Source organism: Pantoea sp. BR_17 (genome assembly GCF_041955125.1).
Taxonomy (GTDB): domain Bacteria; phylum Pseudomonadota; class Gammaproteobacteria; order Enterobacterales; family Enterobacteriaceae; genus Pantoea; species Pantoea stewartii.
In genome coordinates, this window is sequence record NZ_JAVAXT010000002.1 from 407,427 (window position 1) to 429,479 (window position 22,053).

General features: G+C 53.1%; 26 protein-coding genes and 2 tRNA genes. 9 read left to right on the forward strand and 19 right to left on the reverse strand.

What is annotated here, in order from left to right:
* Positions 1 to 20: 20 nt before the first annotated feature.
* The 8 genes from rimP to rlmE all read right to left on the reverse strand — a co-directional run bounded on the left by rimP (position 21) and on the right by rlmE (position 6,436).
* Entirely contained in the window at positions 21 to 473 is a 453-nt protein-coding gene (gene rimP / locus RAC60_RS05445; RefSeq protein ID WP_006121761.1) for a ribosome maturation factor RimP, read from the reverse strand.
* A gap of 211 nt (positions 474 to 684) precedes the next feature.
* Positions 685 to 761 (reverse strand) — tRNA-Met (locus tag RAC60_RS05450).
* Between the two features lie 59 nt (positions 762 to 820).
* A tRNA-Leu gene (locus RAC60_RS05455) sits at positions 821 to 907 on the reverse strand.
* A gap of 48 nt (positions 908 to 955) precedes the next feature.
* Entirely contained in the window at positions 956 to 1,291 is a 336-nt protein-coding gene (gene secG / locus RAC60_RS05460; protein ID WP_006121760.1) for a preprotein translocase subunit SecG, read from the reverse strand.
* A 218-nt stretch (positions 1,292 to 1,509) separates the two neighbouring features.
* Complete coding sequence (glmM, locus tag RAC60_RS05465; RefSeq protein ID WP_375092871.1) at positions 1,510 to 2,844, reverse strand: phosphoglucosamine mutase; 1,335 nt, start codon at positions 2,842 to 2,844, stop codon at positions 1,510 to 1,512.
* Between the two features lie 6 nt (positions 2,845 to 2,850).
* Complete coding sequence (gene folP, locus RAC60_RS05470) at positions 2,851 to 3,684, reverse strand: dihydropteroate synthase (protein ID WP_006121758.1); 834 nt, start codon at positions 3,682 to 3,684, stop codon at positions 2,851 to 2,853.
* Positions 3,685 to 3,764: 80 nt separating this feature from the next.
* Entirely contained in the window at positions 3,765 to 5,693 is a 1,929-nt protein-coding gene (gene ftsH, locus RAC60_RS05475; protein ID WP_033739186.1) for an ATP-dependent zinc metalloprotease FtsH, read from the reverse strand.
* A 113-nt stretch (positions 5,694 to 5,806) separates the two neighbouring features.
* On the reverse strand, positions 5,807 to 6,436 hold the full coding sequence (rlmE, locus tag RAC60_RS05480) for a 23S rRNA (uridine(2552)-2'-O)-methyltransferase RlmE (protein WP_006121756.1): 630 nt from the start codon (positions 6,434 to 6,436) through the stop codon (positions 5,807 to 5,809).
* A gap of 126 nt (positions 6,437 to 6,562) precedes the next feature.
* Here rlmE and yhbY point away from each other — a divergent pair, with 126 nt between their 5' ends.
* Positions 6,563 to 6,856, forward strand: coding sequence for a ribosome assembly RNA-binding protein YhbY (gene yhbY / locus RAC60_RS05485; RefSeq protein WP_006121755.1), 294 nt, complete (start codon positions 6,563 to 6,565; stop codon positions 6,854 to 6,856).
* A 106-nt stretch (positions 6,857 to 6,962) separates the two neighbouring features.
* On the opposite strand, the gene greA is transcribed toward yhbY, so the two are convergent.
* On the reverse strand, positions 6,963 to 7,439 hold the full coding sequence (gene greA / locus RAC60_RS05490; protein WP_006121754.1) for a transcription elongation factor GreA: 477 nt from the start codon (positions 7,437 to 7,439) through the stop codon (positions 6,963 to 6,965).
* Positions 7,440 to 7,684: 245 nt separating this feature from the next.
* On the opposite strand from greA, the gene dacB reads away from it, so the two are divergent.
* The gene (gene dacB, locus RAC60_RS05495) at positions 7,685 to 9,118 is read left to right on the forward strand and encodes a serine-type D-Ala-D-Ala carboxypeptidase (protein ID WP_033739262.1); all 1,434 of its coding nucleotides are present in this window, start codon (positions 7,685 to 7,687) and stop codon (positions 9,116 to 9,118) included.
* Positions 9,119 to 9,561: 443 nt separating this feature from the next.
* On the opposite strand, the gene cgtA is transcribed toward dacB, so the two are convergent.
* The 3 genes from cgtA to rplU all read right to left on the reverse strand — a co-directional run bounded on the left by cgtA (position 9,562) and on the right by rplU (position 11,562).
* Positions 9,562 to 10,734 carry an Obg family GTPase CgtA gene (cgtA, locus tag RAC60_RS05500; protein WP_033739183.1) on the reverse strand — a complete coding sequence of 391 codons (1,173 nt, stop codon included), beginning with the start codon at positions 10,732 to 10,734 and terminating at the stop codon, positions 9,562 to 9,564.
* A 243-nt stretch (positions 10,735 to 10,977) separates the two neighbouring features.
* Positions 10,978 to 11,235 carry a 50S ribosomal protein L27 gene (gene rpmA / locus RAC60_RS05505; RefSeq protein ID WP_006121751.1) on the reverse strand — a complete coding sequence of 86 codons (258 nt, stop codon included), beginning with the start codon at positions 11,233 to 11,235 and terminating at the stop codon, positions 10,978 to 10,980.
* Between the two features lie 15 nt (positions 11,236 to 11,250).
* Positions 11,251 to 11,562, reverse strand: coding sequence for a 50S ribosomal protein L21 (rplU, locus tag RAC60_RS05510; RefSeq protein ID WP_006121750.1), 312 nt, complete (start codon positions 11,560 to 11,562; stop codon positions 11,251 to 11,253).
* Between the two features lie 255 nt (positions 11,563 to 11,817).
* On the opposite strand from rplU, the gene ispB reads away from it, so the two are divergent.
* Together ispB and RAC60_RS05520 are read left to right on the forward strand one after the other, a co-directional pair.
* Positions 11,818 to 12,789 carry an octaprenyl diphosphate synthase gene (gene ispB / locus RAC60_RS05515; RefSeq protein WP_006121749.1) on the forward strand — a complete coding sequence of 324 codons (972 nt, stop codon included), beginning with the start codon at positions 11,818 to 11,820 and terminating at the stop codon, positions 12,787 to 12,789.
* Between the two features lie 221 nt (positions 12,790 to 13,010).
* Positions 13,011 to 13,292, forward strand: coding sequence for a helix-turn-helix transcriptional regulator (locus tag RAC60_RS05520; protein WP_006121748.1), 282 nt, complete (start codon positions 13,011 to 13,013; stop codon positions 13,290 to 13,292).
* A 73-nt stretch (positions 13,293 to 13,365) separates the two neighbouring features.
* Here the strand turns inward: RAC60_RS05520 and murA are convergent, their stop codons facing one another.
* The 7 genes from murA to mlaF all read right to left on the reverse strand — a co-directional run bounded on the left by murA (position 13,366) and on the right by mlaF (position 18,171).
* On the reverse strand, positions 13,366 to 14,625 hold the full coding sequence (gene murA / locus RAC60_RS05525) for a UDP-N-acetylglucosamine 1-carboxyvinyltransferase (RefSeq protein WP_006121747.1): 1,260 nt from the start codon (positions 14,623 to 14,625) through the stop codon (positions 13,366 to 13,368).
* Positions 14,626 to 14,688: 63 nt separating this feature from the next.
* Positions 14,689 to 14,946 carry a BolA family iron metabolism protein IbaG gene (ibaG, locus tag RAC60_RS05530; RefSeq protein WP_006121746.1) on the reverse strand — a complete coding sequence of 86 codons (258 nt, stop codon included), beginning with the start codon at positions 14,944 to 14,946 and terminating at the stop codon, positions 14,689 to 14,691.
* A 122-nt stretch (positions 14,947 to 15,068) separates the two neighbouring features.
* A complete protein-coding gene (gene mlaB, locus RAC60_RS05535) occupies positions 15,069 to 15,365 on the reverse strand; it encodes a lipid asymmetry maintenance protein MlaB (RefSeq protein ID WP_006121745.1) in 297 nt (98 codons plus the stop codon).
* Positions 15,365 to 15,997 carry a phospholipid-binding protein MlaC gene (gene mlaC, locus RAC60_RS05540; RefSeq protein ID WP_054688487.1) on the reverse strand — a complete coding sequence of 211 codons (633 nt, stop codon included), beginning with the start codon at positions 15,995 to 15,997 and terminating at the stop codon, positions 15,365 to 15,367. The genes mlaB and mlaC overlap by 1 nt, the downstream gene beginning before the upstream one ends.
* A gap of 15 nt (positions 15,998 to 16,012) precedes the next feature.
* A complete protein-coding gene (mlaD, locus tag RAC60_RS05545; protein WP_006121743.1) occupies positions 16,013 to 16,564 on the reverse strand; it encodes an outer membrane lipid asymmetry maintenance protein MlaD in 552 nt (183 codons plus the stop codon).
* Between the two features lie 4 nt (positions 16,565 to 16,568).
* The gene (gene mlaE, locus RAC60_RS05550) at positions 16,569 to 17,351 is read right to left on the reverse strand and encodes a lipid asymmetry maintenance ABC transporter permease subunit MlaE (protein ID WP_006121742.1); all 783 of its coding nucleotides are present in this window, start codon (positions 17,349 to 17,351) and stop codon (positions 16,569 to 16,571) included.
* Positions 17,352 to 17,355: 4 nt separating this feature from the next.
* Positions 17,356 to 18,171: a phospholipid ABC transporter ATP-binding protein MlaF gene (gene mlaF / locus RAC60_RS05555; RefSeq protein ID WP_375092881.1), complete on the reverse strand. Its 816-nt coding sequence runs from the start codon at positions 18,169 to 18,171 to the stop codon at positions 17,356 to 17,358.
* A gap of 212 nt (positions 18,172 to 18,383) precedes the next feature.
* Here mlaF and RAC60_RS05560 point away from each other — a divergent pair, with 212 nt between their 5' ends.
* The 5 genes from RAC60_RS05560 to lptA are packed head-to-tail and all read left to right on the forward strand — an operon-like array spanning position 18,384 to position 22,048.
* Positions 18,384 to 19,364, forward strand: coding sequence for a calcium/sodium antiporter (locus RAC60_RS05560; RefSeq protein WP_006121740.1), 981 nt, complete (start codon positions 18,384 to 18,386; stop codon positions 19,362 to 19,364).
* A gap of 16 nt (positions 19,365 to 19,380) precedes the next feature.
* A complete protein-coding gene (kdsD, locus tag RAC60_RS05565) occupies positions 19,381 to 20,367 on the forward strand; it encodes an arabinose-5-phosphate isomerase KdsD (RefSeq protein ID WP_006121739.1) in 987 nt (328 codons plus the stop codon).
* 13 nt (positions 20,368 to 20,380) lie between these two features.
* The gene (gene kdsC / locus RAC60_RS05570; protein ID WP_375092884.1) at positions 20,381 to 20,947 is read left to right on the forward strand and encodes a 3-deoxy-manno-octulosonate-8-phosphatase KdsC; all 567 of its coding nucleotides are present in this window, start codon (positions 20,381 to 20,383) and stop codon (positions 20,945 to 20,947) included.
* On the forward strand, positions 20,944 to 21,525 hold the full coding sequence (gene lptC, locus RAC60_RS05575; protein WP_006121737.1) for an LPS export ABC transporter periplasmic protein LptC: 582 nt from the start codon (positions 20,944 to 20,946) through the stop codon (positions 21,523 to 21,525). Before kdsC ends, lptC begins: the two co-directional genes overlap by 4 nt.
* The gene (lptA, locus tag RAC60_RS05580) at positions 21,494 to 22,048 is read left to right on the forward strand and encodes a lipopolysaccharide ABC transporter substrate-binding protein LptA (protein WP_033739170.1); all 555 of its coding nucleotides are present in this window, start codon (positions 21,494 to 21,496) and stop codon (positions 22,046 to 22,048) included. The genes lptC and lptA overlap by 32 nt, the downstream gene beginning before the upstream one ends.
* The last annotated feature ends 5 nt before the right edge of the window (positions 22,049 to 22,053 follow it).

Here is a 22,053-nt window from a genome sequence, read left to right on the forward strand (position 1 = left end):
GTTAGCCTCAATCCGGACTTTTAAAAGTGGGGGACCAGGTTCGCTTTCTGAATATTACTCAGCGCGAACACCTCGTCATTACCCTCAACGTTTACCGTTATCATCTCGCCTTCTACAGACTTGATGATTCCCTGCCATTTACGGCGGTTTTGAACGGCCATACGCAGCACCAGGCTCACCTCATCGCCGGTAAAGCGTGCATAATGTTCTGCAGTGAACAGAGGACGGTCGAGCCCCGGTGAGGACACTTCAAGGTGGTAAGGGACGGTGATGGGATCTTCCACATCCATCACGGCACTCACCTGGTGGCTGACGTCCGCGCAATCGTCAACATTGATGCCATCTTCACTGTCAATATAGATGCGCAGGGTTGATGTGCGACCACGAACGAATTCAATTCCGACCAGTTCGTAGCCGAGCGCTTCTACCGGAGCAGATACCAACTCTGTCAATTTTTGCTCTAATGTGGACAAGCCCACCCCCAAGACATAAAAAAAGGGCCTATAGCCCAGTATTACGATTCGCTAATAACAAAAAACCCCGAATAGTCGGGGCTTTTTATCACTGGACCCTGTATGCCGCATTGCGGCCCGGACGCCCATCCAAAAGAATTTTTTTCAAAATTCGCTGCTAATGCGCCCGTCGATGCATACAGTATATTTGAAAAAGAACTCTAAGGGAAAGTGGTTGCGGGGGCCGGATTTGAACCGACGACCTTCGGGTTATGAGCCCGACGAGCTACCAGGCTGCTCCACCCCGCGTCCGAAAACGTGGCGAATATTACGCCGATCATGCATAAAATGCAAGTCTAACTAAGATTTGGTACCGAGGACGGGACTTGAACCCGTAAGCCCTTTCGAGCACTACCACCTCAAGGTAGCGTGTCTACCAATTTCACCACCTCGGTACTGCACTGACTGCGACGTTGAACTGCCGCTTATGACGCTTAACGCTATTAGTGCGGGATATCGTTGCCCGGCGTAGCCGGTTTAGCTGGCTGAGTCTGCTGTTGAGACTGAGCTGGCGCAGTGAGGTTATCCCACTCACTTCCTTTGGCTGTTTTATTACTGTTCAGGTTACCCAGAATCAAGCTGATGACGAAAAACAGCGTAGCCAGTACGGCGGTCATACGAGTCATGAAATTACCTGACCCGGTTGAACCGAACAGCGTACCTGACGCGCCTGCACCGAATGATGCACCCATATCAGCGCCTTTGCCTTGCTGCAGCATGATAAGACCTACCAGGCCAATTGCTACAATAAGGAAAACAACCAACAGAGCTTCGTACATAATCAACCTGTTTCCTTGCGCGTAATCCGCACAGTTAAAGCTTCAACCAATTTGACGGGGAGTTTCTTCATCACCCATCAGAAGCGGGTGTGAATACTAACCAATGGCGCATACCTCTGCAAGTGCAATTTACATGCGGCACGCTGATTGCAGAAAAAAGCGCCAGTGCGATGATTTTGCAGGCAGGTTCACTGCGATGTCCCCGCCTGCCAGCTGCCTCAGACGGCTTTAACCGCATCGGCAATTCGATTCGCCAGCGCCGTCACCTGGGTTTCATCCTCACCCTCTACCATTACGCGGATTAGCGGTTCCGTGCCCGATTTACGCAGCAGCACGCGTCCTTTTCCGGCCAGGGCTTTTTCCACGTCCTCGGCTACCGCTTTAACGGCATCGCTTTCCAGCGGATCGTGCTCGCCGGCGAAGCGGACATTTACCAGCACCTGAGGCAGCATTTTCATGCCGGTGCAGAGATCGTGCAGGCTCATATGGTTACGAACCATAGCTGTAAGTACTTGCAAACTTGCAACGATGCCGTCACCCGTAGCGATCTTATCCAGCAGGATCACATGACCGGAGTTTTCCGCTCCCAGGCGCCAGCCTTTTTCCTGCATTTTTTCCAGTACATAGCGGTCGCCCACTTTTGCACGAACGAACGGAATACCCAGCTGTTTCAGCGCCAGCTCCAGCCCCATGTTGCTCATCAGCGTGCCGACCACACCACCGCGCAACTGCCCCTGACGCAGACCTTCGCGGGCGATGATATACAGAATCTGGTCCCCATCCACTTTCTTGCCAAAGTGGTCGACCATCATGATGCGATCGCCGTCACCGTCATAGGCCAGACCGATGTCCGCTTTTTCAGCCAGTACGCGTTCCTGCAGCATCCTGAGATCGGTCGCACCGCATGCTTTATTAATGTTCATGCCATCAGGCTGGACGCCAACTGCAATCACCGTCGCACCGAGTTCACGCAGGACATTAGGCGCAATGTGATAAGTGGCACCGTTTGCACAGTCGACGACAATTTTCAGGCCACTGAGGCTGAGTTCGCTGGGGAACGTACCCTTACAAAATTCAATGTAACGCCCGGCCGCGTCAACAATACGGCTGGCACGCCCCAACTGGGCGGATTCCACACAGGTAAGCGGTTTTTCCATTTCCAGTTCGATCGCCTCTTCCACGTCATCGGGCAGTTTCGTCCCTTCGGCGGAGAAAAACTTAATGCCGTTATCATCAAACGGATTGTGCGACGCGGAAATCACGATGCCGGCTTCGGCACGGAACGTGCGGGTCAGATAGGCAATAGCGGGCGTGGGCATTGGGCCGGTAAACGCCGCGGACAACCCTGCGGCTGCGAGACCGGCTTCCAGCGCGGATTCCAGCATATAGCCTGAAATGCGCGTGTCTTTACCAATGATAATTTTTTTGGAGCCGTGACGGGCCAGCACTTTACCCGCCGCCCAGCCGAGCTTTAATACAAAGTCAGGGGTAATCGGTGACTCACCGACTTTGCCGCGAATCCCATCAGTACCGAAATATTTACGTTCGCTCATGCTCTGTCATCCTTTCGCTCTTTGTGTCGCTTCAACCACCCGCATCGCTTCGACGGTTTCTTTTACATCGTGGGCGCGAATAATGTGCGCGCCCTGCATGGCGGCAATAACCGCACAGGCCAGGCTGCCCGTCAGGCGCTGGGAAGGCCCCACATTCAGCAGTTGTCCAATCATTGATTTGCGTGACATGCCAACCAACAGCGGCAGCGCAAAACGGTGAAATTTACTGAGGTGGGCCAGCAGTTCATAATTGTGGCTGAGATTCTTACCGAAACCGAAGCCCGGGTCGAGTAACAGATTCTCTTTTTTTATGCCTGCGGCTTCGCAGCGGGCCAGTTGTTCAACGAAGTAAGTGTCCACTTCGCTTACAATATCCTTATAGGCTGGTGCCTGCTGCATCGTACGCGGTTCGCCCTGCATATGCATCAGACAAACCGGTAAGCCCGTTGCCGCTGCCGCTGCCAACGCGCCAGGCTCAGACAGCGAGCGCACATCATTGATAATGTGAGCCCCTGCGCTGGCGGCTTCACGAATCACGTCGGCTTTGGACGTATCGACTGATATCCATACCTCAAAGCGTTGAGCGATAGCTTCGACCACCGGAATCACCCGTTCAAGCTCCTCCTCAACGCTCACTTCATCAGCGCCCGGACGCGTGGACTCGCCCCCCACGTCAATGATTGTTGCGCCAGCGTTCACCATCTCGTTAGTGTGCGTTAACGCATCGACCAGCGCATTGTGTTTACCACCATCGGAAAAAGAGTCCGGCGTGACGTTGAGAATGCCCATCACATGTGGAAATGACAAATCGAGATGGGAATCACGGGCGAACAGTTTCATGGTGAAAAACTCCTTGTGGCTCAATGTATAGATGTAAAAAACCCCGGACCAGCCGGGGTTTTATTAAAAGACCTGACGTCTTATTTGTCGAACTGTTCTGACATGGTATTGCCTGGATTCGGCGTACGCGGTTCATCGACCGGACGCGGGGCCTTTGGCGTACCGTTACTGTCTGAATTGCTGCTGCCCGGATCTTCCCAGCCTGCTGGCGGACGCACTTCACGGCGTGCCATCAGGTCGTCAATCTGCGGTGCATCAATGGTTTCATACTTCATCAGCGCATCTTTCATCGCGTGAAGAATGTCCATGTTTTCGCCCAGGATCTGGCGAGCGCGCTGATAGTTCGTATCGATCAGGTGTTTAACTTCCTGGTCGATAATACGGGCAGTTTCATCTGACATATGCTTGGCTTTTGCCACTGAACGGCCCAGGAACACTTCACCGTCTTCTTCAGCATACAGCAGCGGGCCCAGTTTCTCAGAGAAGCCCCACTGGGTAACCATGTTACGGGCCAGGTTGGTTGCCACTTTGATATCGTTAGAGGCACCGGTAGAGACATGTTCTGCACCGTAGATGATCTCTTCCGCCAGACGACCGCCGTACAGGGTCGAAATCTGACTTTCCAGCTTCTGACGGCTTGCGCTAATCGCATCGCCTTCAGGCAGGAAGAAGGTCACACCTAATGCACGACCGCGCGGAATAATGGTCACTTTGTGCACCGGATCGTGTTCCGGTACCAGACGACCAATAATCGCGTGGCCGGCCTCATGGTAAGCCGTAGACTCTTTCTGTGCTTCGGTCATCACCATGGAACGGCGCTCTGCACCCATCATGATTTTGTCTTTGGCTTTTTCGAATTCCACCATCGACACAACGCGTTTATTGCTGCGTGCAGCAAACAGCGCCGCTTCGTTCACCAGGTTCGCCAGATCGGCACCGGAGAAGCCTGGCGTACCGCGCGCAATGATGGCCGCATCAATGTCGGTTGCCAGGGGTACACGACGCATATGCACTTTCAAAATCTGCTCACGACCACGTACGTCTGGCAAGCCCACGACAACCTGACGGTCAAAGCGGCCCGGACGCAGCAGCGCAGGGTCAAGTACGTCTGGACGGTTGGTCGCAGCAATCACGATGATGCCTTCGTTACCTTCAAAGCCATCCATTTCAACCAGCATCTGGTTCAGGGTTTGTTCACGCTCATCGTGCCCTCCCCCTAAACCGGCACCACGCTGGCGACCAACGGCATCGATCTCATCGATGAAGATAATGCACGGTGCCGCTTTCTTAGCCTGTTCAAACATGTCACGGACGCGAGACGCACCCACACCGACGAACATTTCAACAAAGTCAGAACCTGAAATGGTAAAGAACGGTACTTTCGCCTCACCGGCAATGGCTTTCGCCAGCAGGGTTTTACCGGTACCCGGCGGGCCGACCATCAGAACGCCTTTCGGGATTTTACCCCCCAGCTTCTGGAAACGGCTCGGTTCACGCAGGTATTCGACCAGCTCACCGACTTCCTCTTTCGCTTCGTCACAGCCTGCTACGTCAGCAAAAGTGGTTTTAATCTGATCTTCCGTTAGCATGCGGGCTTTGCTCTTACCAAAGGACATTGCGCCTTTGCCGCCACCGCCCTGCATTTGCCGCATGAAGAAAATCCACACACCAATCAGCAGTAACATTGGGAACCAGGAAATGAAGATCGACGCCAGCAGGCTCGGCTCTTCAGGCGGCTCACCAACCACTTTAACGTTCTTGGTCAACAGGTTATCGAGTAACTTGGGATCATTGACAGGAATGTAGGTGGTGTATTTATTACTGTCTTTTTTGGTTACGTTAATTTCACGCCCGTTAATACGTGCCTCGCGGACCTGATCCTGGTTCACTTCCGACAGGAAGGTTGAATAATCAACCCTACGGCCATTTGACTCGCTGGGCCCAAAGCTCTGGAAGACTGACATCAGTACAACCGCGATGACTAGCCAGAGAATCAGGTTTTTCGCCATGTCACTCAAGGGATTAACCTCATATTACAACGGTGTTAACAGATAGCGTAGGGTACTATAGATCCTTCGTACATGGAATCGCAGCGGGAAGGCTGGATGATCCACCACGTTGGCTACAGCTTGCGCCCAGTCGCCACAATATAAACTTCACGTGAACGTGAACGTGAAGCGTCAGGCTTACGTATTTTCACTTTCGTGAACAGGGATCGAATTTCCCGCAGGTATTCATCAAAGCCATCCCCCTGGAACACTTTCACTACAAAACTCCCGCCGGGAGCCAAAATGTCACGACACATCTCTAACGCCAGCTCAACCAAATACATCGACCGGGGAATATCTACGGCAGGTGTACCACTCATATTCGGTGCCATATCAGACATGACGACCTGGACTTTCTGATCGCCCACACGCTCAAGCAACGCGTTAATCACCGATTCTTCACGAAAATCGCCTTGAAGAAAATCGACACCAACAATAGGATCCATAGGCAGGATATCACATGCAATGACACGCCCTTTGGACCCAATTTGCTGTACCACATATTGCGACCAGCCACCGGGTGCAGCACCCAGATCTACCACGGTCATACCGGGTTTGAAAAGCTTGTCACCCTGTTGTATTTCATCAAGTTTAAACCAGGCGCGCGAACGCAACCCTTTTTTCTGTGCCTGGAGCACGTATTTATCGCTAAAGTGTTCCTGTAGCCAGCGGCTGGAGCTGGCTGAACGCTTTTTACCGGTCATAAAATTTCCAACTAAATCGTCATCGTAGCGATAAATCTGCACGCAGTAGGTTGCGTCGATTTGGCGATATACCCGAGATGGCGGTAGAATGAACCGTTTTCAATCCCCGAGTAAGTAAATAATACGATGAATCTAAGTACCAAACAAAAACAGCACCTGAAAAGCCTCGCCCATCCGCTCAAGCCAGTCGTCATGCTCGGAGGCAATGGCCTGACCGAAGGTGTGCTGGCAGAGATCGAACACGCGCTGGGACACCACGAGTTAATCAAGGTGAAAGTCGCCTCTGAAGATCGTGAGACCCGGCAGCTGATCGTCGACGCTATCGTACGTGAAACTGGCGCCGTCAACGTTCAGTTGATAGGTAAAACGCTGGTGCTGTATCGCCCCGCTAAAGAGAGCAAGATTTCTCTGCCACGTTAAGTGGGCAAAGAAAGTGCCATGCTCTTACATGGGATAAAAGGCCGCAGCGCGGCCTTTTTCCTTTCTTTACATTGTACTGCAACCCGTTACAAAAGGTTGCCACCTGTCAGATGTATTCCACCTTCAGGATTTCGTACTCCACATCGCCGCCCGGCGTTTTGATAATCGCCACGTCATCGGCTTCTTTCCCCACCAGGCCACGCGCCATTGGCGAGTTAACAGAAATCAGATTTTGCTTAAAGTCTGCTTCATCGTCACCTACGATGCGGTACGTAAACTCTTCATCCGTATCCACATTCAGGACCGTCACCGTCGCGCCAAAAATGACGCGGCCGGTTTTAGGCATTTGGGTGACGTCGATAACCTGCGCATTAGAGAGTTTGGCCTCAATCTCCTGAATACGTCCCTCACAGAACCCCTGTTCTTCACGCGCAGCGTGGTATTCGGCATTCTCTTTCAAATCGCCGTGCTCGCGGGCCTCCGCGATGGAGGCAATAATGCGCGGGCGTTTCACCGTTTTCAGCTCATGCAGCTCTTCGCGCAGCCTTTCAGCGCCTCTTAACGTCATCGGAATCTGGTTCATTTTAGCTCCTCGTCATCAATCCTGTTTCACGGTGCATCCTGACCGGTGACTGCAGAAAAAAGCGTTCTGCGGCGCCATGCCTCATTTTGCAAATAAAAGAAGACTGACCCGGAAATGTTCCAGGCCAGAAAAGGTTTTGCAATTTGATACGTATTTTACCCCAGAGTTCCCTGCGGGTCATCGTTTACTTTGCACCGTCCAGGGACGTAGTATTGTCGCCTTCACCTGTCAGTTGCCGCGAGATTATGCGATTTTCACGACTTGTTACCGGATTAACCTGTGCGTTTATGCTGCAGGCACAAGCAGCACCCGTTGATGAATACATGCAGTATCTGCCAGATGGTGCCAACCTGGCTTTACTGGTGCAAAAAGTGGGCGCAACTACGCCGATCATTGATTACCACGGGAAACAGATGGCGCTTCCCGCCAGTACCATGAAAGTCATCACCGCGCTGGCGGCATTACTGGAACTGGGCGGTGATTATCGTTTTCAAACGACCTTTGAGACCAAAGGTGCGCTGATCGATGGCACACTGAATGGCGATCTTGTTGCCCGTTTCGCTGGCGATCCCACGCTGGGCCGCCAGGATCTGCGTAATATGGTCGCAGCCTTAAAAAAACAAGGCATCACGCATATCAAAGGCAATCTGGTCATTGATACCTCGGTGTTTGCCAGCCATGATGCGGCGCCGGGTTGGCCGTGGAACGATATGACGCAGTGCTTTAGCGCACCGCCCGCTGCGGCTATCGTCGATAAAAACTGTTTCTCCGTGTCGCTCTACAGTGCGGATAAGCCCGGCGAAAACGCCTTCGTGCGCATCGCCTCTTATTATCCGGCGCACATGCTGAGCCAGGTGCGCACCATTGGGCGCAACAGTGGCGAGGGTCAGTATTGCGAACTGGATGTGGTGCCGGGTGAGCTGAACCGCTATACCCTGACCGGCTGTCTGCGTCAGCGTAGCGATCCCCTTCCGCTGGCCTTTGCCGTTCAGGATGGTGCCGCCTGGGCCGGCGAGATTCTGAAATCTGAACTGCGTTCCGCCGGTATTGATTACAGCGGACATCTGCTGCGCCAGACACAGGTCACTGAGCCGGGCACCGTGCTGGCCTCAACCCAGTCTGCGCCGCTGCATACGCTGCTGCATATGATGCTGAAGAAGTCCGACAATATGATCGCCGACACGGTGTTCCGCACCATTGGCCATCATTACTTTAATGTGCCGGGCACCTTCCGCGCTGGGTCAGACGCGGTGCGCCGTATCCTGCGTGAAAAAGCGAATATCGATTTGGGTAACAGTATCCAGGTTGATGGTTCCGGCTTGTCGCGCCACGATCTCATCTCTCCTGCCACCATGATGCAGGTGCTGCAGTACATTGCGCAAAATGACAGCAAGCTGGATTATATTTCCATGCTGCCCCTGGCGGGTCATGACGGCACGCTGCAATATCGCGGCGGCCTGCATGAAGCCGGTCTGGATGGCAAAGTCTCTGCCAAAACGGGTTCACTGCAGGGCGTTTACAACCTTGCCGGTTTTATCACCACGTCCAGCGGGGCGCGCGTTGCGTTTGTGCAGTTCCTGTCCGGCTATGCGGTACCGCCTGAAGATCAGCGCACGCGCCGTATTCCACTGGTGCGGTTCGAAAGTCGGCTCTATCGCGATATCAACAAGAACTACTAACTGATGTCGATAAAAGCGCAGTGGGATTAACGCCGCTGCGCTTTTTTATTGGCCTGACAGGCGTTCACCCTCCCCTTTGCCTCACTGTTTTATTCTTACTGCCATCGCGTTAGTGACGTTCCTCTGACTGACGCCACGGGCCATTAAACACGCCGTGAGCCGCGATACGTTAGCCACGTAAGTGAACCTCAGGCTTTTATGCGAAGGAGGGAAAGCATAGTGAGATATAGGCTGTATGAAGAAACTGGCAGACATACGCCAGGGCTGCGCGGGTGAACCCAGCGCCTGCCCGCTGGATTTCGGCGTATACGTCGAAGCGGGTAGCAGGAGGTTTGTCCACTGCCTGCGGCATTTGAGTTATCAACGGCAAGGCGTGATAGCGGGCAAAGACAGGCCGGAAAGAAAACTGCCCCCATTCCGGCAGAAGGGGGCAGCAAAGTGTGTTAACGCTGATAAATGATTTCGACGCCTTCGTCGTCATCTTCATCCCAGTCGTCATCCCACTCTTCATCGTCTTCAACAGCCGCGTTCTCGAGGGCTTCTTTGTGGTAGTCGTCCCACATGAATTCCACTTTCTCAGGCTGTTTTTCTTCAACGTCCGCTTCTTTCGGATTGGCGTTGATAAAGCTCATCACATCCCAGCACAGGTCGGTCACGCCCTGACGGCTGGCCGCCGAGATAAGATAGTACTTCTCTTCCCAGCCCAGCGCCTCAGCAATGGCTTTTGCGCGCGCCTGTGCTTCTTCTTCATCAATCAGATCGACTTTGTTAAACACCAGCCAGCGCGGCTTGTTGAACAACTTATCGCTGTATTTTTCCAGCTCACCCAGAATAATACGGGCGTTCTCAACCGGATCGCTCTCGTCAATCGGGGCGATATCAATCAGGTGCAACAGAACACGGCAGCGTTCCAGATGTTTCAGGAAGCGAATCCCCAGACCGGCGCCTTCTGCAGCACCTTCAATCAGCCCCGGAATATCGGCGACGACGAAGCTCTGCTCGCTGTCCATACGTACAACGCCCAGGCTGGGTACCAGGGTGGTAAAAGGATAATCAGCCACTTTCGGCTTGGCAGCGGAAACCGCACGGATAAAGGTGGATTTACCGGCATTCGGTAAGCCCAGCATGCCCACGTCAGCCAGCAGCATCAGCTCCAGTTGCAGGTCACGTTTCTCGCCTGCGGTGCCCATGGTTTTCTGCCGTGGGGTACGGTTGACCGAGGATTTAAAACGGGTGTTACCCAGACCGTGCCAGCCGCCTTTTGCCACCATCAGCGTCTGCTGGTGACGCGTCATATCGCCCAGTGTCTCGCCCGTTCCCTGGTCAATAACGCGGGTTCCGACGGGGACTTTAATCGTAATATCTTTGCCGCGTTTACCCGTACAGTCGCGACTCTGACCATTCTGACCACGCTCAGCGCGGAAAGATTTTTCGAAACGATAATCGATCAGGGTGTTAAGGTTTTCGTCAGCGACTAAATATACGTCACCGCCGTCACCACCATCACCGCCGTCCGGGCCGCCTTTTGGGATATATTTTTCACGGCGGAAACTGACACAGCCATTACCGCCATCACCTGCGACGACCAAAATTGTCGCTTCATCAACAAACTTCATTTTCTTTCTCCGTCACACAATCGTCTGCAACAGGCTGCAAACGGGTCCGCCAGGGTCGTTCTGCGCTGACCAGCGGCGGATAAATCAAAACTGGCTCTCGCCAGCATGTACATAAAGTGTACAACACGCAGCCAGGCTATGTCGCCTGTCTGGCGACAGGTCGCAGAATGTAAAAAGCCCCGCAAGAGTTGCGGGGCCTTCAATTCGTGCGTTCAGACGGTAACCGTCTGCGTCACGACAACCTTACTCAGCAACGATGCTGATGTATTTACGGTTGTTCGGACCTTTAACTTCGAATTTTACTTTGCCGTCTGCGGTAGCAAACAGAGTGTGGTCACGACCACAACCTACGTTGTTACCGGCGTGGAATTTGGTACCACGCTGACGAACGATGATGCTACCTGCCAGAACAGATTCACCACCGAAACGTTTTACACCCAGACGTTTTGCATTGGAGTCACGACCATTTCGAGTCGAACCACCAGCCTTTTTATGTGCCATTTGTCAGATCTCCTCTTACGCCGTGATACCAGTGATTTTCACATCAGTGAACCACTGGCGATGGCCAGCTTGCTTACGGTAGTGCTTACGACGACGAAACTTAACGATTTTAACTTTCTCGCCACGACCATGAGCAACAACTTCTGCCTTGATCACACCGCCTGAAACCAGTGGCGCGCCGATTTTCACGTCTTCGCCATTTGCAATCATCAGAACCTGGTCAAACTCGATGGTTTCACCGGTTGCGATGTCCAGCTTTTCCAGGCGAACGGTCTGACCTTCGCTTACTCGGTGTTGTTTACCACCACTTTGGAAAACCGCGTACATATAAAACTCCGCTTCTGCGCTTGCCTTTTAGTTCATCAGGCGGCGCGCTAAATATTCACAATAGGGCGCGAATTCTACGCAAAACTCAAACAGAAGACAAGAGCACTTTGCACACTCTTGCAGAAAAAAAACACAGGCTCAATGCAAACGTTTCTCAACCTGAAAATTCAAGTACAATCAGTAACAGATTACTGAACGCTGGCTGGGTAAAACCGCTTACCATGGCAGAGAAACGAGTCATAGCTGAAAAGACGAATGAACTTAGAACAGATTAACGAATTAACCGCACAGGACATGGCTGCCGTTAACCAGACCATACTCGACCAGCTGAATTCAGATGTCTCGCTCATCAACCAGCTGGGTTATTACATCATCAGTGGCGGCGGTAAACGCATCCGGCCCATGATTGCCGTGCTGTCTGCTCGCGCCATGGGTTACCAGGGCGATTTACACGTGACCAACGCGGCGCTAATCGAATTTATCCACACCGCCACGCTGTTGCATGACGATGTCGTGGATGAATCCGATATGCGCCGTGGAAAAGCCACCGCGAACGCCGCATTTGGTAACGCGGCCAGCGTACTGGTCGGTGATTTTATTTATACCCGCGCTTTCCAGATGATGACCAGCATGGGCTCGTTGCGCATTCTGGCGCTGATGTCCGAGGCGGTGAACGTGATCGCTGAAGGAGAAGTGCTCCAGCTGATGAACGTCAACGATCCCGACATCACCGAAGAGAGCTATATGCGGGTGATATACAGCAAAACCGCGCGCTTATTTGAAGCCGCCTCTCAGGCCTCGGCGATCCTGGCGGAAGCGACGCCAGCGCAGGAAAAAGCGCTGCAGGATTACGGACGTTATTTGGGAACGGCTTTCCAGTTAATCGATGACTTACTGGACTACAGTGCCGATGGTGAAACCCTGGGCAAAAATACCGGTGACGATCTCAGCGAAGGTAAACCCACGCTGCCTCTGCTTCATGCTATGAACAACGGATCGCCTGAACAGGCTAAAATGATCCGTGAGGCGATTGAACAGGGGAACGGCCGCCATCTACTGGCTCCCGTTCTGGAAGCGATGAACCAGTGCGGCTCTCTGGAATGGACGCGCAAGCGTGCTGAGCAGGAAGCGGATAAGGCCATCGCGGCATTACAAATCCTGCCTGAAACCCCATGGCGCACAGCGCTGGAATCTCTGGCTCACATGTCGGTTCAACGCGATTTCTAATCGCTGACGGGGCCTGACGGCCTCGTCTTCTTTCTTTCCCCCGCCGCTGTTGCAGTCATTACCATCCTTTTGCGTCAGGCCGCGCAGTTCTGTCTGCTTACGGAAATATTACTGGAACCTTATGGAAACTTTCTGATATAAACCACCATAAGTTTCCAGATGTATTTTAAAGCACGTCAGAATCCCCCCTCGCGCTTCGCACTGACAAGGAGAAAACAGTAATGCAAAAAAGGACAGAGGACTGGCATCCTGCCGATATTATTGCCGCACTGCGCAAACGTGGTACAACGCTGGCGGCATTGTCCCGCCAGGCAGGATTAAGCTCATCAACACTGGCTAACGCCCTTTCACGGCCATGGCCAAAAGGGGAATGGCTGATTGCTGATGCGATCAATGTCCACCCATCAGAGATATGGCCAAGCCGCTATTACGATCCTGAAACGAACAGCCTACTGGATCGAAAAAAACGTGTGCGATCGTCCGATCAGACGACCAAAAACTAACATCGGGTTAGTGCCAGACGAAAAAAAACCAGCCCGTATGCCAGGCTGGTTTTTTACAGGCCTGTCCGAAACACTATTCGCCGCTGACGCGCTCGATGTTTGCGCCCATCGCTTTTAGCTTATCTTCGATATGCTCGTAACCCCGATCGATGTGGTAAATGCGATCGACCAGCGTTGTGCCTTCCGCAATACACCCTGCCAGCACCAGGCTTGCCGATGCACGGAGATCCGTCGCCATCACCTGCGCGCCCGACAAGGTTTCCACACCGTGACAGATTGCGGTATTGCTCTCAATTTCTGCGTGAGCACCCATACGAATCAGTTCAGGGATGTGCATAAAACGGTTTTCAAAAATGGTTTCGGTGATTAGCCCCGTGCCTTCCGCGACCAAATTCAGCAGGGTGAACTGCGCCTGCATATCGGTCGGGAAACCCGGATGAGGAGCGGTACGCACGTTGACCGCTTTAGGGCGCTTACCGTGCATATCCAGGCTGATCCAGTCTTCACCGGTTTCAATGTCTGCACCGGCATCACGCAGTTTCGCCAGCACTGCGTCCAGAGTGTCAGGCTGCGCATTGCGGCACAGCACTTTCCCCCCCGAAATAGCAGCCGCCACCAGGAAGGTGCCGGTCTCAATACGGTCTGGCAGGACGCGATAAACCCCACCGCCCAGACGCTCAACGCCTTCAATGGTGATTTTATCCGTGCCTGCGCCCGAAATTTTTGCACCCAGCGTATTAAGGAAATTGGCGGTATCCACGATTTCAGGTTCACGCGCCGCGTTCTCAATCACCGTGGTCCCGGTTGCCAGCGTCGCGGCACTCATAATGGTCACCGTCGCGCCTACGCTGACTTTATCCATCACGATCAGCGCCCCTTTCAGGCGACCGTTAACTGAGGCTTTTACATAGCCTTCTTCCAGCTTAATCTCGGCACCCAACTGCTCAAGACCCGAGATATGCAGGTCTACCGGGCGCGCACCGATGGCGCAACCGCCGGGCAGTGAGACTTCGCCCTGACCGAAACGGGCCACTAACGGACCAAGCGCCCAAATAGAGGCACGCATAGTTTTCACAAGGTCATAGGGTGCACAAAAAACGTCTACGCCGCTGGCATCGACGTGAACAGAACCGTTGCGCTCAACCTTCGCACCTAACTGGGTTAACAGCTTCATAGTGGTGTCGATGTCACGCAGCTTCGGCACATTCGTAATCTCAACCGGCTCTTCGGCCAGTAAAGCTGCAAACAGAATTGGCAGTGCGGCGTTCTTCGCCCCGGAAATGGTGACTTCACCACTTAAACGGGTGGGGCCTTGCACACGAAATTTATCCATTAACACGGTTCTCAATTAACTGGCTATTAAACGGTCGCGCAGGTGGCGCAGCCCTTGCGGGGATCAGAAACCGTTCAGTTTACGGTCACGCGCCCACTCTGCAGGCGTGTAGGTTTTGATGGATACCGCATGAATGCGGTTATCCGCAATGAATTCCATCAGCGGCGCATAAACAGCCTGCTGTTTCTTAACGCGGCTTAACTCACCAAACAGTTCGCCCACGGCGATCACCTGGAAATGGCTGCCATCGTTGCTCATGACATGAACTTCTTCTAAAGGCAGTGCTGCCATCAGCACAGCCTGAATTTCACTGTTTTCCATCGCTCTTAACTTCACTTAATAATAATAAGGCTGACATAGTAGAGGAAAGTGCCTGATTCTTAAATACGCAAAAGCCCCTGTCGGCGACCGGGGCTAAGGCTGAGAAGGCGAATACAGGCGCTTTAATCCGCAGAAACAATAATTTGTTGCAGGTTGTAAAGGGTGATCAACGACTGCAGTTTGTCACCGATGCCAACAAACTGCAGCGCGCCGCCCTGCTGCGAGACGATTTCCCGCAGGTGGACCAACAGCGCCAGGCCTGAGGTATCCACACGTTCCAGAGCTGAAACGTCGATCAGCGTCGCCCCGCTAATCAACGTTTCACGCTGCTCCCAGAGATCCAGCAGCGTGTCACGATCCAGCTCACCTTCCAGCCGTAGCGTGTTCGCCTCGCGGCTCCAGTGCAGTGAGGGCTGCATTATTTGTTTTGATCCAGTGTGATTGGCTGTTTCGCTGACGCTTCAAGTTGCGCAGTCAGTGCATCAATCCCTTTCGTACGTAACAGATCGCCCCACTCATTTTGTTTCGTGGTGATCATGCTAACCCCTTCTGCGATCATATCGAACGCCTGCCAGTTACCGGTCTGGCTGTTTTTACGCCACTGGAAATCCAGGCGCACTGGCGGACGGCCCTGAGGATCGATAATCGTCACACGGATGGCGACAATATTGGCATTGCCCAGCGGTTTCGCAGGCTCGATCTGGTAAGTCTGACCGTGATAAAGCGCTAACGCCTGGCCATAGGCCTGAGCCAGATAATCACCAAAAGCCTTAAAATAGGCTTCGCGCTGTGCCGGTGTGGCTTCCCGATAGAAACGGCCCAGGACTAACGCCCCCGCATATTTAATCTGCACATAAGGCAGCAGCTCCTGGCGGACGATATCACGCAGGTAGTTGGGATCCTGCTTGATTTTCGCCTGCTCGCTTTTCAGGCGGGTAAAAGTTTTGTTAGCCGCTTCATTCATCAACGTATAAGGATTGCTTTGATCGGCTGCTGTCGCAGCCAATGGCACGATCGCCAGCATGGCAATCATCAGAAAACGTTTAAACATCATGTTATCCCTCTGTTAAGGTTGAGCGGCTGCGGGAGCGGCAGTATCGCCACCCTGCGCATCCTTACTGTCACCGGTTTGCTTGTTACCTTTGTTGTCGCCGCTTTTATACAGGAACTGGCCTATCAGGTCCTCCAGTACCATCGCCGACTTGGTATCACGTATCGTGCCACCATCGTTTAACATCGCCGAGCCCAGCTCAGGATCGTCAAAGCCAACGTTTAACGACAGAAACTGCTCGCCCAGCAAGCCCTGAGTACGGATGGCCAGCGAACTGGTATCCGGAATCTGGTTGGCATACTTGTCGCTGATATCCATCGTGACGCGTGGCAGTAATGTTTTCGGTTCAAGTGAAATATCTGTCACCCGACCAATCACGACACCACCAATTTTAACAGGCGAACTGACTTTCAGGCCGCCGATATTATCGAAGGTGGCATACAGCTTCCAGGTGGGTTCTGTCCCCAGCGATTTAAGATCCGCCACGCGCAGGCAAAGGAACAGCACCGCTAACAGTGCCATGATCATAAAAACGCCAACCCAAATTTCGCTTTTTTTGCTTTGCATCGCATCAATTCCCAAACATCAGTGCTGTCAGCACAAAATCTAAACCGAGGACCGCCAGTGATGCATGCACCACGGTGCGCGTCGTGGCGCGACTAATACCTTCAGAGGTCGGAATCGCATCGTAACCATTAAACAGCGCGATCCAGGTAACCGTGACGGCAAAAACGGCGCTTTTAATAATGCAGTTAACCACATCGCTACGAAAATCGACGGCATTTTGCATCGCCGACCAGAAGAAGCCAGGGTCAATACCTTTCCAGCTCACGCCCACCAGCGCGCCGCCGGTAATCCCTACGGCGGTGAAGATGAGTGCCAGCAGCGGCATGCTGATAAAGCCTGCCCAAAAACGTGGTGAGACAACACGGCGCAGAGGATCGACCGCCATCATCTCCATGCTGGACAGCTGTTCCGTGGCCTTCATCAGCCCAATCTCAGCCGTTAACGCCGACCCTGCCCGACCGGCAAACAGCAGGGCTGTGACAACCGGCCCCAGTTCACGTAGCAATGACAGTGCCACCAACATGCCCAGGCTGGTTTCTGCACCATAGGTGTTTAATACCAGATAGCCCTGCAACCCCAGCACCATGCCGATAAATAACCCGGAGACCACAATGATCACCAAAGACAGGACGCCAATGCTGTAGAGTTGTTTGACTAACAGCGGGAAGTGTTTGCGAAACGCGGGTTTACCGACCAGCGCATGAAAAAGCATCAATCCGGCACGCCCAAAGCTGGCGCAGGTTCCAATCCCCCGACGTCCTAATGACGCCAGTGCTTTTAACAACATCAGCTTAGCTTCTCCCTGACCCGGTTAAATCGGCCAAATAATCGCCCGCCGGAAAACGAAACGGTACGGGCCCGTCCGCGATGCCGTCGATAAACTGGCGCACGCGTGGGTCATTGTTGGCACGCAAATCGGGCGTGGTCCCGTGCGCGATAATTTTTTGTCCCGCCACGATATAAGCATAATCGGCAATACTTAACACTTCAGGCACGTCATGCGACACCACAATGCATGTCAGTCCCAGTGCATGGTTAAGCTCATCAATCAGTTTAACCAGTACGCCCATGGTAATAGGATCCTGACCCACAAACGGCTCATCGAACATAATTAACTCGGGCTCCAGGGCAATAGCCCGAGCCAGGGCCACCCTGCGCGCCATTCCGCCCGAAAGCTCCGCAGGTTTCAACTGCGCGGCACCCCGTAACCCCACGGCTTCCAGCTTCATCTTGACGGTGCTGTGCAGAAGCGCCGCCGGCAACCGTGTGTGTTCACGAAGCGGCCAGGCCACATTTTCGTAGACGGTTAAATCGGTAAAAAGTGCACCGGACTGAAACAGCATGCTCATCTTTTTACGCGCTTCATACAATCGGGTGCGCGACAATGTCGGAATGTTCTCGTCCCGGAACCAGATCTCGCCGCTGTCAGGCTGAAGTTGCCCGCCAATCAAGCGCAGCAGCGTTGTTTTCCCGATCCCTGACGGCCCCATGATCGCCGTCACTTTGCCTTTGGGTACCGTAAGGGAAATATCGTCGAAAATTTTGCGATCGCCACGTGAGAAACTCACGCCACGAACCTCAACCAGGTTCGTTTTTTGTTGGATCATTATCACCTCTATTACGGATCGGGCGTAAACATAGGGTACGATGGTAGCCTGTTAAGGTTAAACGCACGATAGCTTTACAGAAACTTAATGCAAAGATTTGGCGAAAACGGTCATAAAATTTACTTTTGTCGCTCGGACGGTCAAAATCAGCGCCTGTTTTGTCACATCGAACCTGAAGGCAAGCCAACAGGGGTTTTAAGCAAGGATTTTTCATGTTCGTCGCAACCGCACTGCTGATTATCGGACTGCTTTTACTGGCTTATGGTGCCGATCGTCTGGTGTTTAGTGCTGCAATACTTTGCCGATCGTTCGGGATCCCGCCGTTAATCATCGGCATGACCGTCGTCAGTATCGGTACCTCGCTTCCGGAGATCATCCTTTCCTTCTCCGCTGCGCAGTATGGCCAAATGGATCTGGCGGTGGGCACCGCGCTTGGTTCGAACATCACCAATATACTTTTGATTCTCGGCGGCGCGGCGCTGTTGCATCCGCTCAGCATCCATTCCAACTTAATTCGCCGTGAACTGCCGCTGATGGTGCTGGTCTCATTACTGAGCGGTATTACGCTGTTTGATAACTATCTTAGTCGACTGGACGGTATCGCCCTGATTGCCATCGCCGCGATTTATCTGATTGTGACTATTCGCATCGCGCGTAAAGCAGAAAATGACAATAACGATACGCTGACGCGTGAACAACTGGCTGAGCTGCCACGCGAAGAGACGGGTAACACCGTGGCCTTTCTCTGGCTGGCTGTCGCCCTGATTATCCTGCCCATGTCGACACACATGGTGATTGATAATGCGACGGTCTTTGCCGACTACTTTGGCGTGAGTGAACTCGTTATGGGGCTGACGCTTATCGCCGTCGGCACCAGTCTGCCGGAGCTGGCCACGGTCATCGCCGGTGCGTTGAAAGGCGAAGATGATATTGCGATAGGTAACCTGATTGGGGCCAATATTTATAACCTCGCTATCGTGTTGGGCCTGCCGGCACTGATTCACCCCGGCAGCGTCGATTATCACGCTTTTGCACGCGATTACTGGATAATGCTTGGCGTAAGCGTACTGTTCGCCATGCTTTGTCTGTTGCGCCACCGCCGCATTGGCCGTACGGCGGGGACGCTTTTACTCTGTGGTTTCTTCGTCTGGGTAACGTTGCTGTGGCTACAGCCAGCGTTTATGGGCGGCTAAAAAGGACAGATTTGCCATGTCACATCAGCAACCAACGGTAGAGTTTGATTTTCAGCGAGCCGGTAAAACGGTTCTGCGCATTGAGCGCGAAGGCCTTGAGCAGCTTGACCAGTATATCAACGAGGCTTTTTCCGACGCCTGCGCCATGATTTATGCCTGTAAGGGCAAAGTGGTGGTTATGGGCATGGGCAAGTCAGGCCATATTGGTAAAAAAATGGCGGCGACCTTTGCCAGCACCGGCACGCCGGCTTTCTTTGTGCATCCAGCGGAAGCCAGCCACGGCGACCTGGGAATGGTGGGTAAAGACGACGTGGTGCTTGCCATTTCCAATAGCGGCGAATCCAGCGAGATTCTGGCGCTGATTCCGGTGGTGAAACGCCAGCAGATTAAACTGATCTGTCTGACCAGTCGACCTGAAAGCGCCATGGCTCGGGCCGCCGATATTCATCTTTGCGTCAAGGTGCCGCAGGAAGCCTGTCCAATGGGCCTGGCACCTACAACCAGTACCACCGCAGCTTTGGTGATGGGCGATGCACTGGCGGTCTCCCTGCTGGAGGCACGCGGCTTCACGCCTGAAGATTTCGCGCTGTCGCATCCGGGCGGTGCGCTGGGCCGTAAACTGCTGCTGCACGTGAGCGATATCATGCACAGCGGTGATGAGTTACCGCACGTCACGCGGGATGCATCATTGCGGGATGCGTTGCTGGAGATAACCCGTAAAAATCTGGGCCTGACCGTGATTGTTGACGATTTGATGAAGATTGAAGGCGTTTTTACCGATGGTGACCTGCGCCGCATCTTTGACATGGGCATCGATTTTCAAAAAGCGACCATTGCAGAAGTCATGACGCGTGGCGGCATCCGCGTACGTCCGAACGTGCTGGCCGTCGATGCACTGAATTTAATGCAAACCAAAAACATTACCTCCCTGCTGGTAGCCGATGACGACCATCTGCTGGGTGTGGTACATATGCATGACATGCTGCGCGCAGGCGTAGTGTAAACAGGAAGACACAATGCAGTCTGAGATTGCCGCTATAGAAACATGTTACGGCCCGGTCAGTGCCGACATTATGGCCCGTGCCGGGCACATTCGCCTGCTGATTTGCGATGTGGACGGCGTGATGTCTGATGGCCTGATCTACATGGGTAACAATGGAGAAGAACTGAAAACCTTTAATGTGCGCGATGGTTACGGCATTCGTTGCCTGCTGACCTCGGACATTGAAGTGGCTATTATTACCGGCCGCACGGCCCGGTTACTGGAAGACCGCTGCAAAACGCTGGGGATTCGCCATCTTTATCAGGGGCAATCAGATAAGCTTTTGGCCTATCGCGAACTTCTGGATACACTGTCGCTCTCTGACGAGCAGGTGGCTTATATTGGTGACGATCTGATCGACTGGCCAGTTATGGCAAAAGTAGGGCTCAGCGTAGCGGTGGCCGACGCGCACCCGCTGCTGTTAGCGCGAGCGCGTTACGTCACACGTATCGCCGGTGGGCGCGGCGCAGTGCGTGAACTGTGCGATCTCATTTTGATGGCGCAAAATAAATTTGAGGATGCCAAAGGGCAATCAGTATGAGTAAAAGCAGGCGTTGGATAACGTTGGGGCTGGCCTTGATTGCGCTGGTGCTCATTGGCTGGAATTTCACTAACCGGGACAGCGACGATGGCGCACCGGTAATGAATAATGATCAAACGCCAACCTACACCAGTGCCAATTCGCATACCGTAGTTTACAACCCTCAGGGTGGCCTGGCTTATAAGCTGATCTCGGACAAAGTTACGTATTTCGAAAATACGGGAACCAGCTGGTTTGATAATCCGGTCATGACAACCTACGACGAGAATAAAATGCCGACCTGGACGGTACGTTCAGATAAAGCAAAGCTCACTAAAGATCGTATGCTGTATTTATATGGTCATGTTGAGCTGAATGCGCTGGCGCCAGATTCTGAACTGGAGCGCATCAAAACGGATAACGCTCAGGTCAATCTTGTCACTCAGGACGTCGCCTCGGACGATCAGGTGACGTTATATGGCCGCAGTTTTAACTCTACCGGCATGAAAATGCGTGGAAATTTACGGACAAAGCAAGCCGAGTTACTCGAAAAGGTCAAAACCTCTTATGAAATTCAAAATGAACAAAAACAGCATTAAGTTTTTACTGGCCAGCCTGCTGCTTGCAGCCAGCCTGCCGGCGCTGGCGCTGACCGGTGACTCGGACAAACCCGTTAATATCGACTCTGAAAATCAGTCGCTGGATCTGCAAGGCAACGTCGCGACCTTTACCGGTAATGTGGTCGTAACTCAAGGGTCGATCAAGATTACGGCAGATAAAGTCGTGGTGACACGTCCGGGCGGCGACAGCAAAAAAACTATCGTTGATGCTTACGGCAATCCGGCGACCTTCTATCAGATGCAGGACAACGGTAAACCGGTACAGGGACACGCGTCCAAACTGCATTACGAGCTTGCTAATGACTTTGTTGAGCTGACGGGCAATGCGTACATTGAGCAGTTGGACAGCAATATTAAAGGCGACCGCATTACTTACCTGGTCAAAGAGCAAAAAATGCAGGCTTACAGCCAGGGCCAGAGCAAGCGCGTAACCACAGTTCTGGTGCCGTCGCAGTTACAGGACAAGCCCGCGTCAACCAATAGCGAAAAAAAGAGTAACTGATCACT

Excerpts from the sequence above, each read along its gene's own strand:
- secG (WP_006121760.1), bottom strand. The coding sequence starts at position 1,291 with ATGTACGAAGCTCTGTTGGTTGTTTTCCTTATTGTAGCAATTGGCCTG.
- glmM (WP_375092871.1), bottom strand. The coding sequence starts at position 2,844 with ATGAGCGAACGTAAATATTTCGGTACTGATGGGATTCGCGGCAAAGTC.
- folP (WP_006121758.1), bottom strand. The coding sequence starts at position 3,684 with ATGAAACTGTTCGCCCGTGATTCCCATCTCGATTTGTCATTTCCACAT.
- ftsH (WP_033739186.1), bottom strand. The coding sequence starts at position 5,693 with ATGGCGAAAAACCTGATTCTCTGGCTAGTCATCGCGGTTGTACTGATG.
- rlmE (WP_006121756.1), bottom strand. The coding sequence starts at position 6,436 with ATGACCGGTAAAAAGCGTTCAGCCAGCTCCAGCCGCTGGCTACAGGAA.
- yhbY (WP_006121755.1), top strand. The coding sequence starts at position 6,563 with ATGAATCTAAGTACCAAACAAAAACAGCACCTGAAAAGCCTCGCCCAT.
- greA (WP_006121754.1), bottom strand. The coding sequence starts at position 7,439 with ATGAACCAGATTCCGATGACGTTAAGAGGCGCTGAAAGGCTGCGCGAA.
- dacB (WP_033739262.1), top strand. The coding sequence starts at position 7,685 with ATGCGATTTTCACGACTTGTTACCGGATTAACCTGTGCGTTTATGCTG.
- cgtA (WP_033739183.1), bottom strand. The coding sequence starts at position 10,734 with ATGAAGTTTGTTGATGAAGCGACAATTTTGGTCGTCGCAGGTGATGGC.
- rpmA (WP_006121751.1), bottom strand. The coding sequence starts at position 11,235 with ATGGCACATAAAAAGGCTGGTGGTTCGACTCGAAATGGTCGTGACTCC.
- rplU (WP_006121750.1), bottom strand. The coding sequence starts at position 11,562 with ATGTACGCGGTTTTCCAAAGTGGTGGTAAACAACACCGAGTAAGCGAA.
- ispB (WP_006121749.1), top strand. The coding sequence starts at position 11,818 with ATGAACTTAGAACAGATTAACGAATTAACCGCACAGGACATGGCTGCC.
- RAC60_RS05520 (WP_006121748.1), top strand. The coding sequence starts at position 13,011 with ATGCAAAAAAGGACAGAGGACTGGCATCCTGCCGATATTATTGCCGCA.
- murA (WP_006121747.1), bottom strand. The coding sequence starts at position 14,625 with ATGGATAAATTTCGTGTGCAAGGCCCCACCCGTTTAAGTGGTGAAGTC.
- ibaG (WP_006121746.1), bottom strand. The coding sequence starts at position 14,946 with ATGGAAAACAGTGAAATTCAGGCTGTGCTGATGGCAGCACTGCCTTTA.
- mlaB (WP_006121745.1), bottom strand. The coding sequence starts at position 15,365 with ATGCAGCCCTCACTGCACTGGAGCCGCGAGGCGAACACGCTACGGCTG.
- mlaC (WP_054688487.1), bottom strand. The coding sequence starts at position 15,997 with ATGTTTAAACGTTTTCTGATGATTGCCATGCTGGCGATCGTGCCATTG.
- mlaD (WP_006121743.1), bottom strand. The coding sequence starts at position 16,564 with ATGCAAAGCAAAAAAAGCGAAATTTGGGTTGGCGTTTTTATGATCATG.
- mlaE (WP_006121742.1), bottom strand. The coding sequence starts at position 17,351 with ATGTTGTTAAAAGCACTGGCGTCATTAGGACGTCGGGGGATTGGAACC.
- mlaF (WP_375092881.1), bottom strand. The coding sequence starts at position 18,171 with ATGATCCAACAAAAAACGAACCTGGTTGAGGTTCGTGGCGTGAGTTTC.
- RAC60_RS05560 (WP_006121740.1), top strand. The coding sequence starts at position 18,384 with ATGTTCGTCGCAACCGCACTGCTGATTATCGGACTGCTTTTACTGGCT.
- kdsD (WP_006121739.1), top strand. The coding sequence starts at position 19,381 with ATGTCACATCAGCAACCAACGGTAGAGTTTGATTTTCAGCGAGCCGGT.
- kdsC (WP_375092884.1), top strand. The coding sequence starts at position 20,381 with ATGCAGTCTGAGATTGCCGCTATAGAAACATGTTACGGCCCGGTCAGT.
- lptC (WP_006121737.1), top strand. The coding sequence starts at position 20,944 with ATGAGTAAAAGCAGGCGTTGGATAACGTTGGGGCTGGCCTTGATTGCG.
- lptA (WP_033739170.1), top strand. The coding sequence starts at position 21,494 with ATGAAATTCAAAATGAACAAAAACAGCATTAAGTTTTTACTGGCCAGC.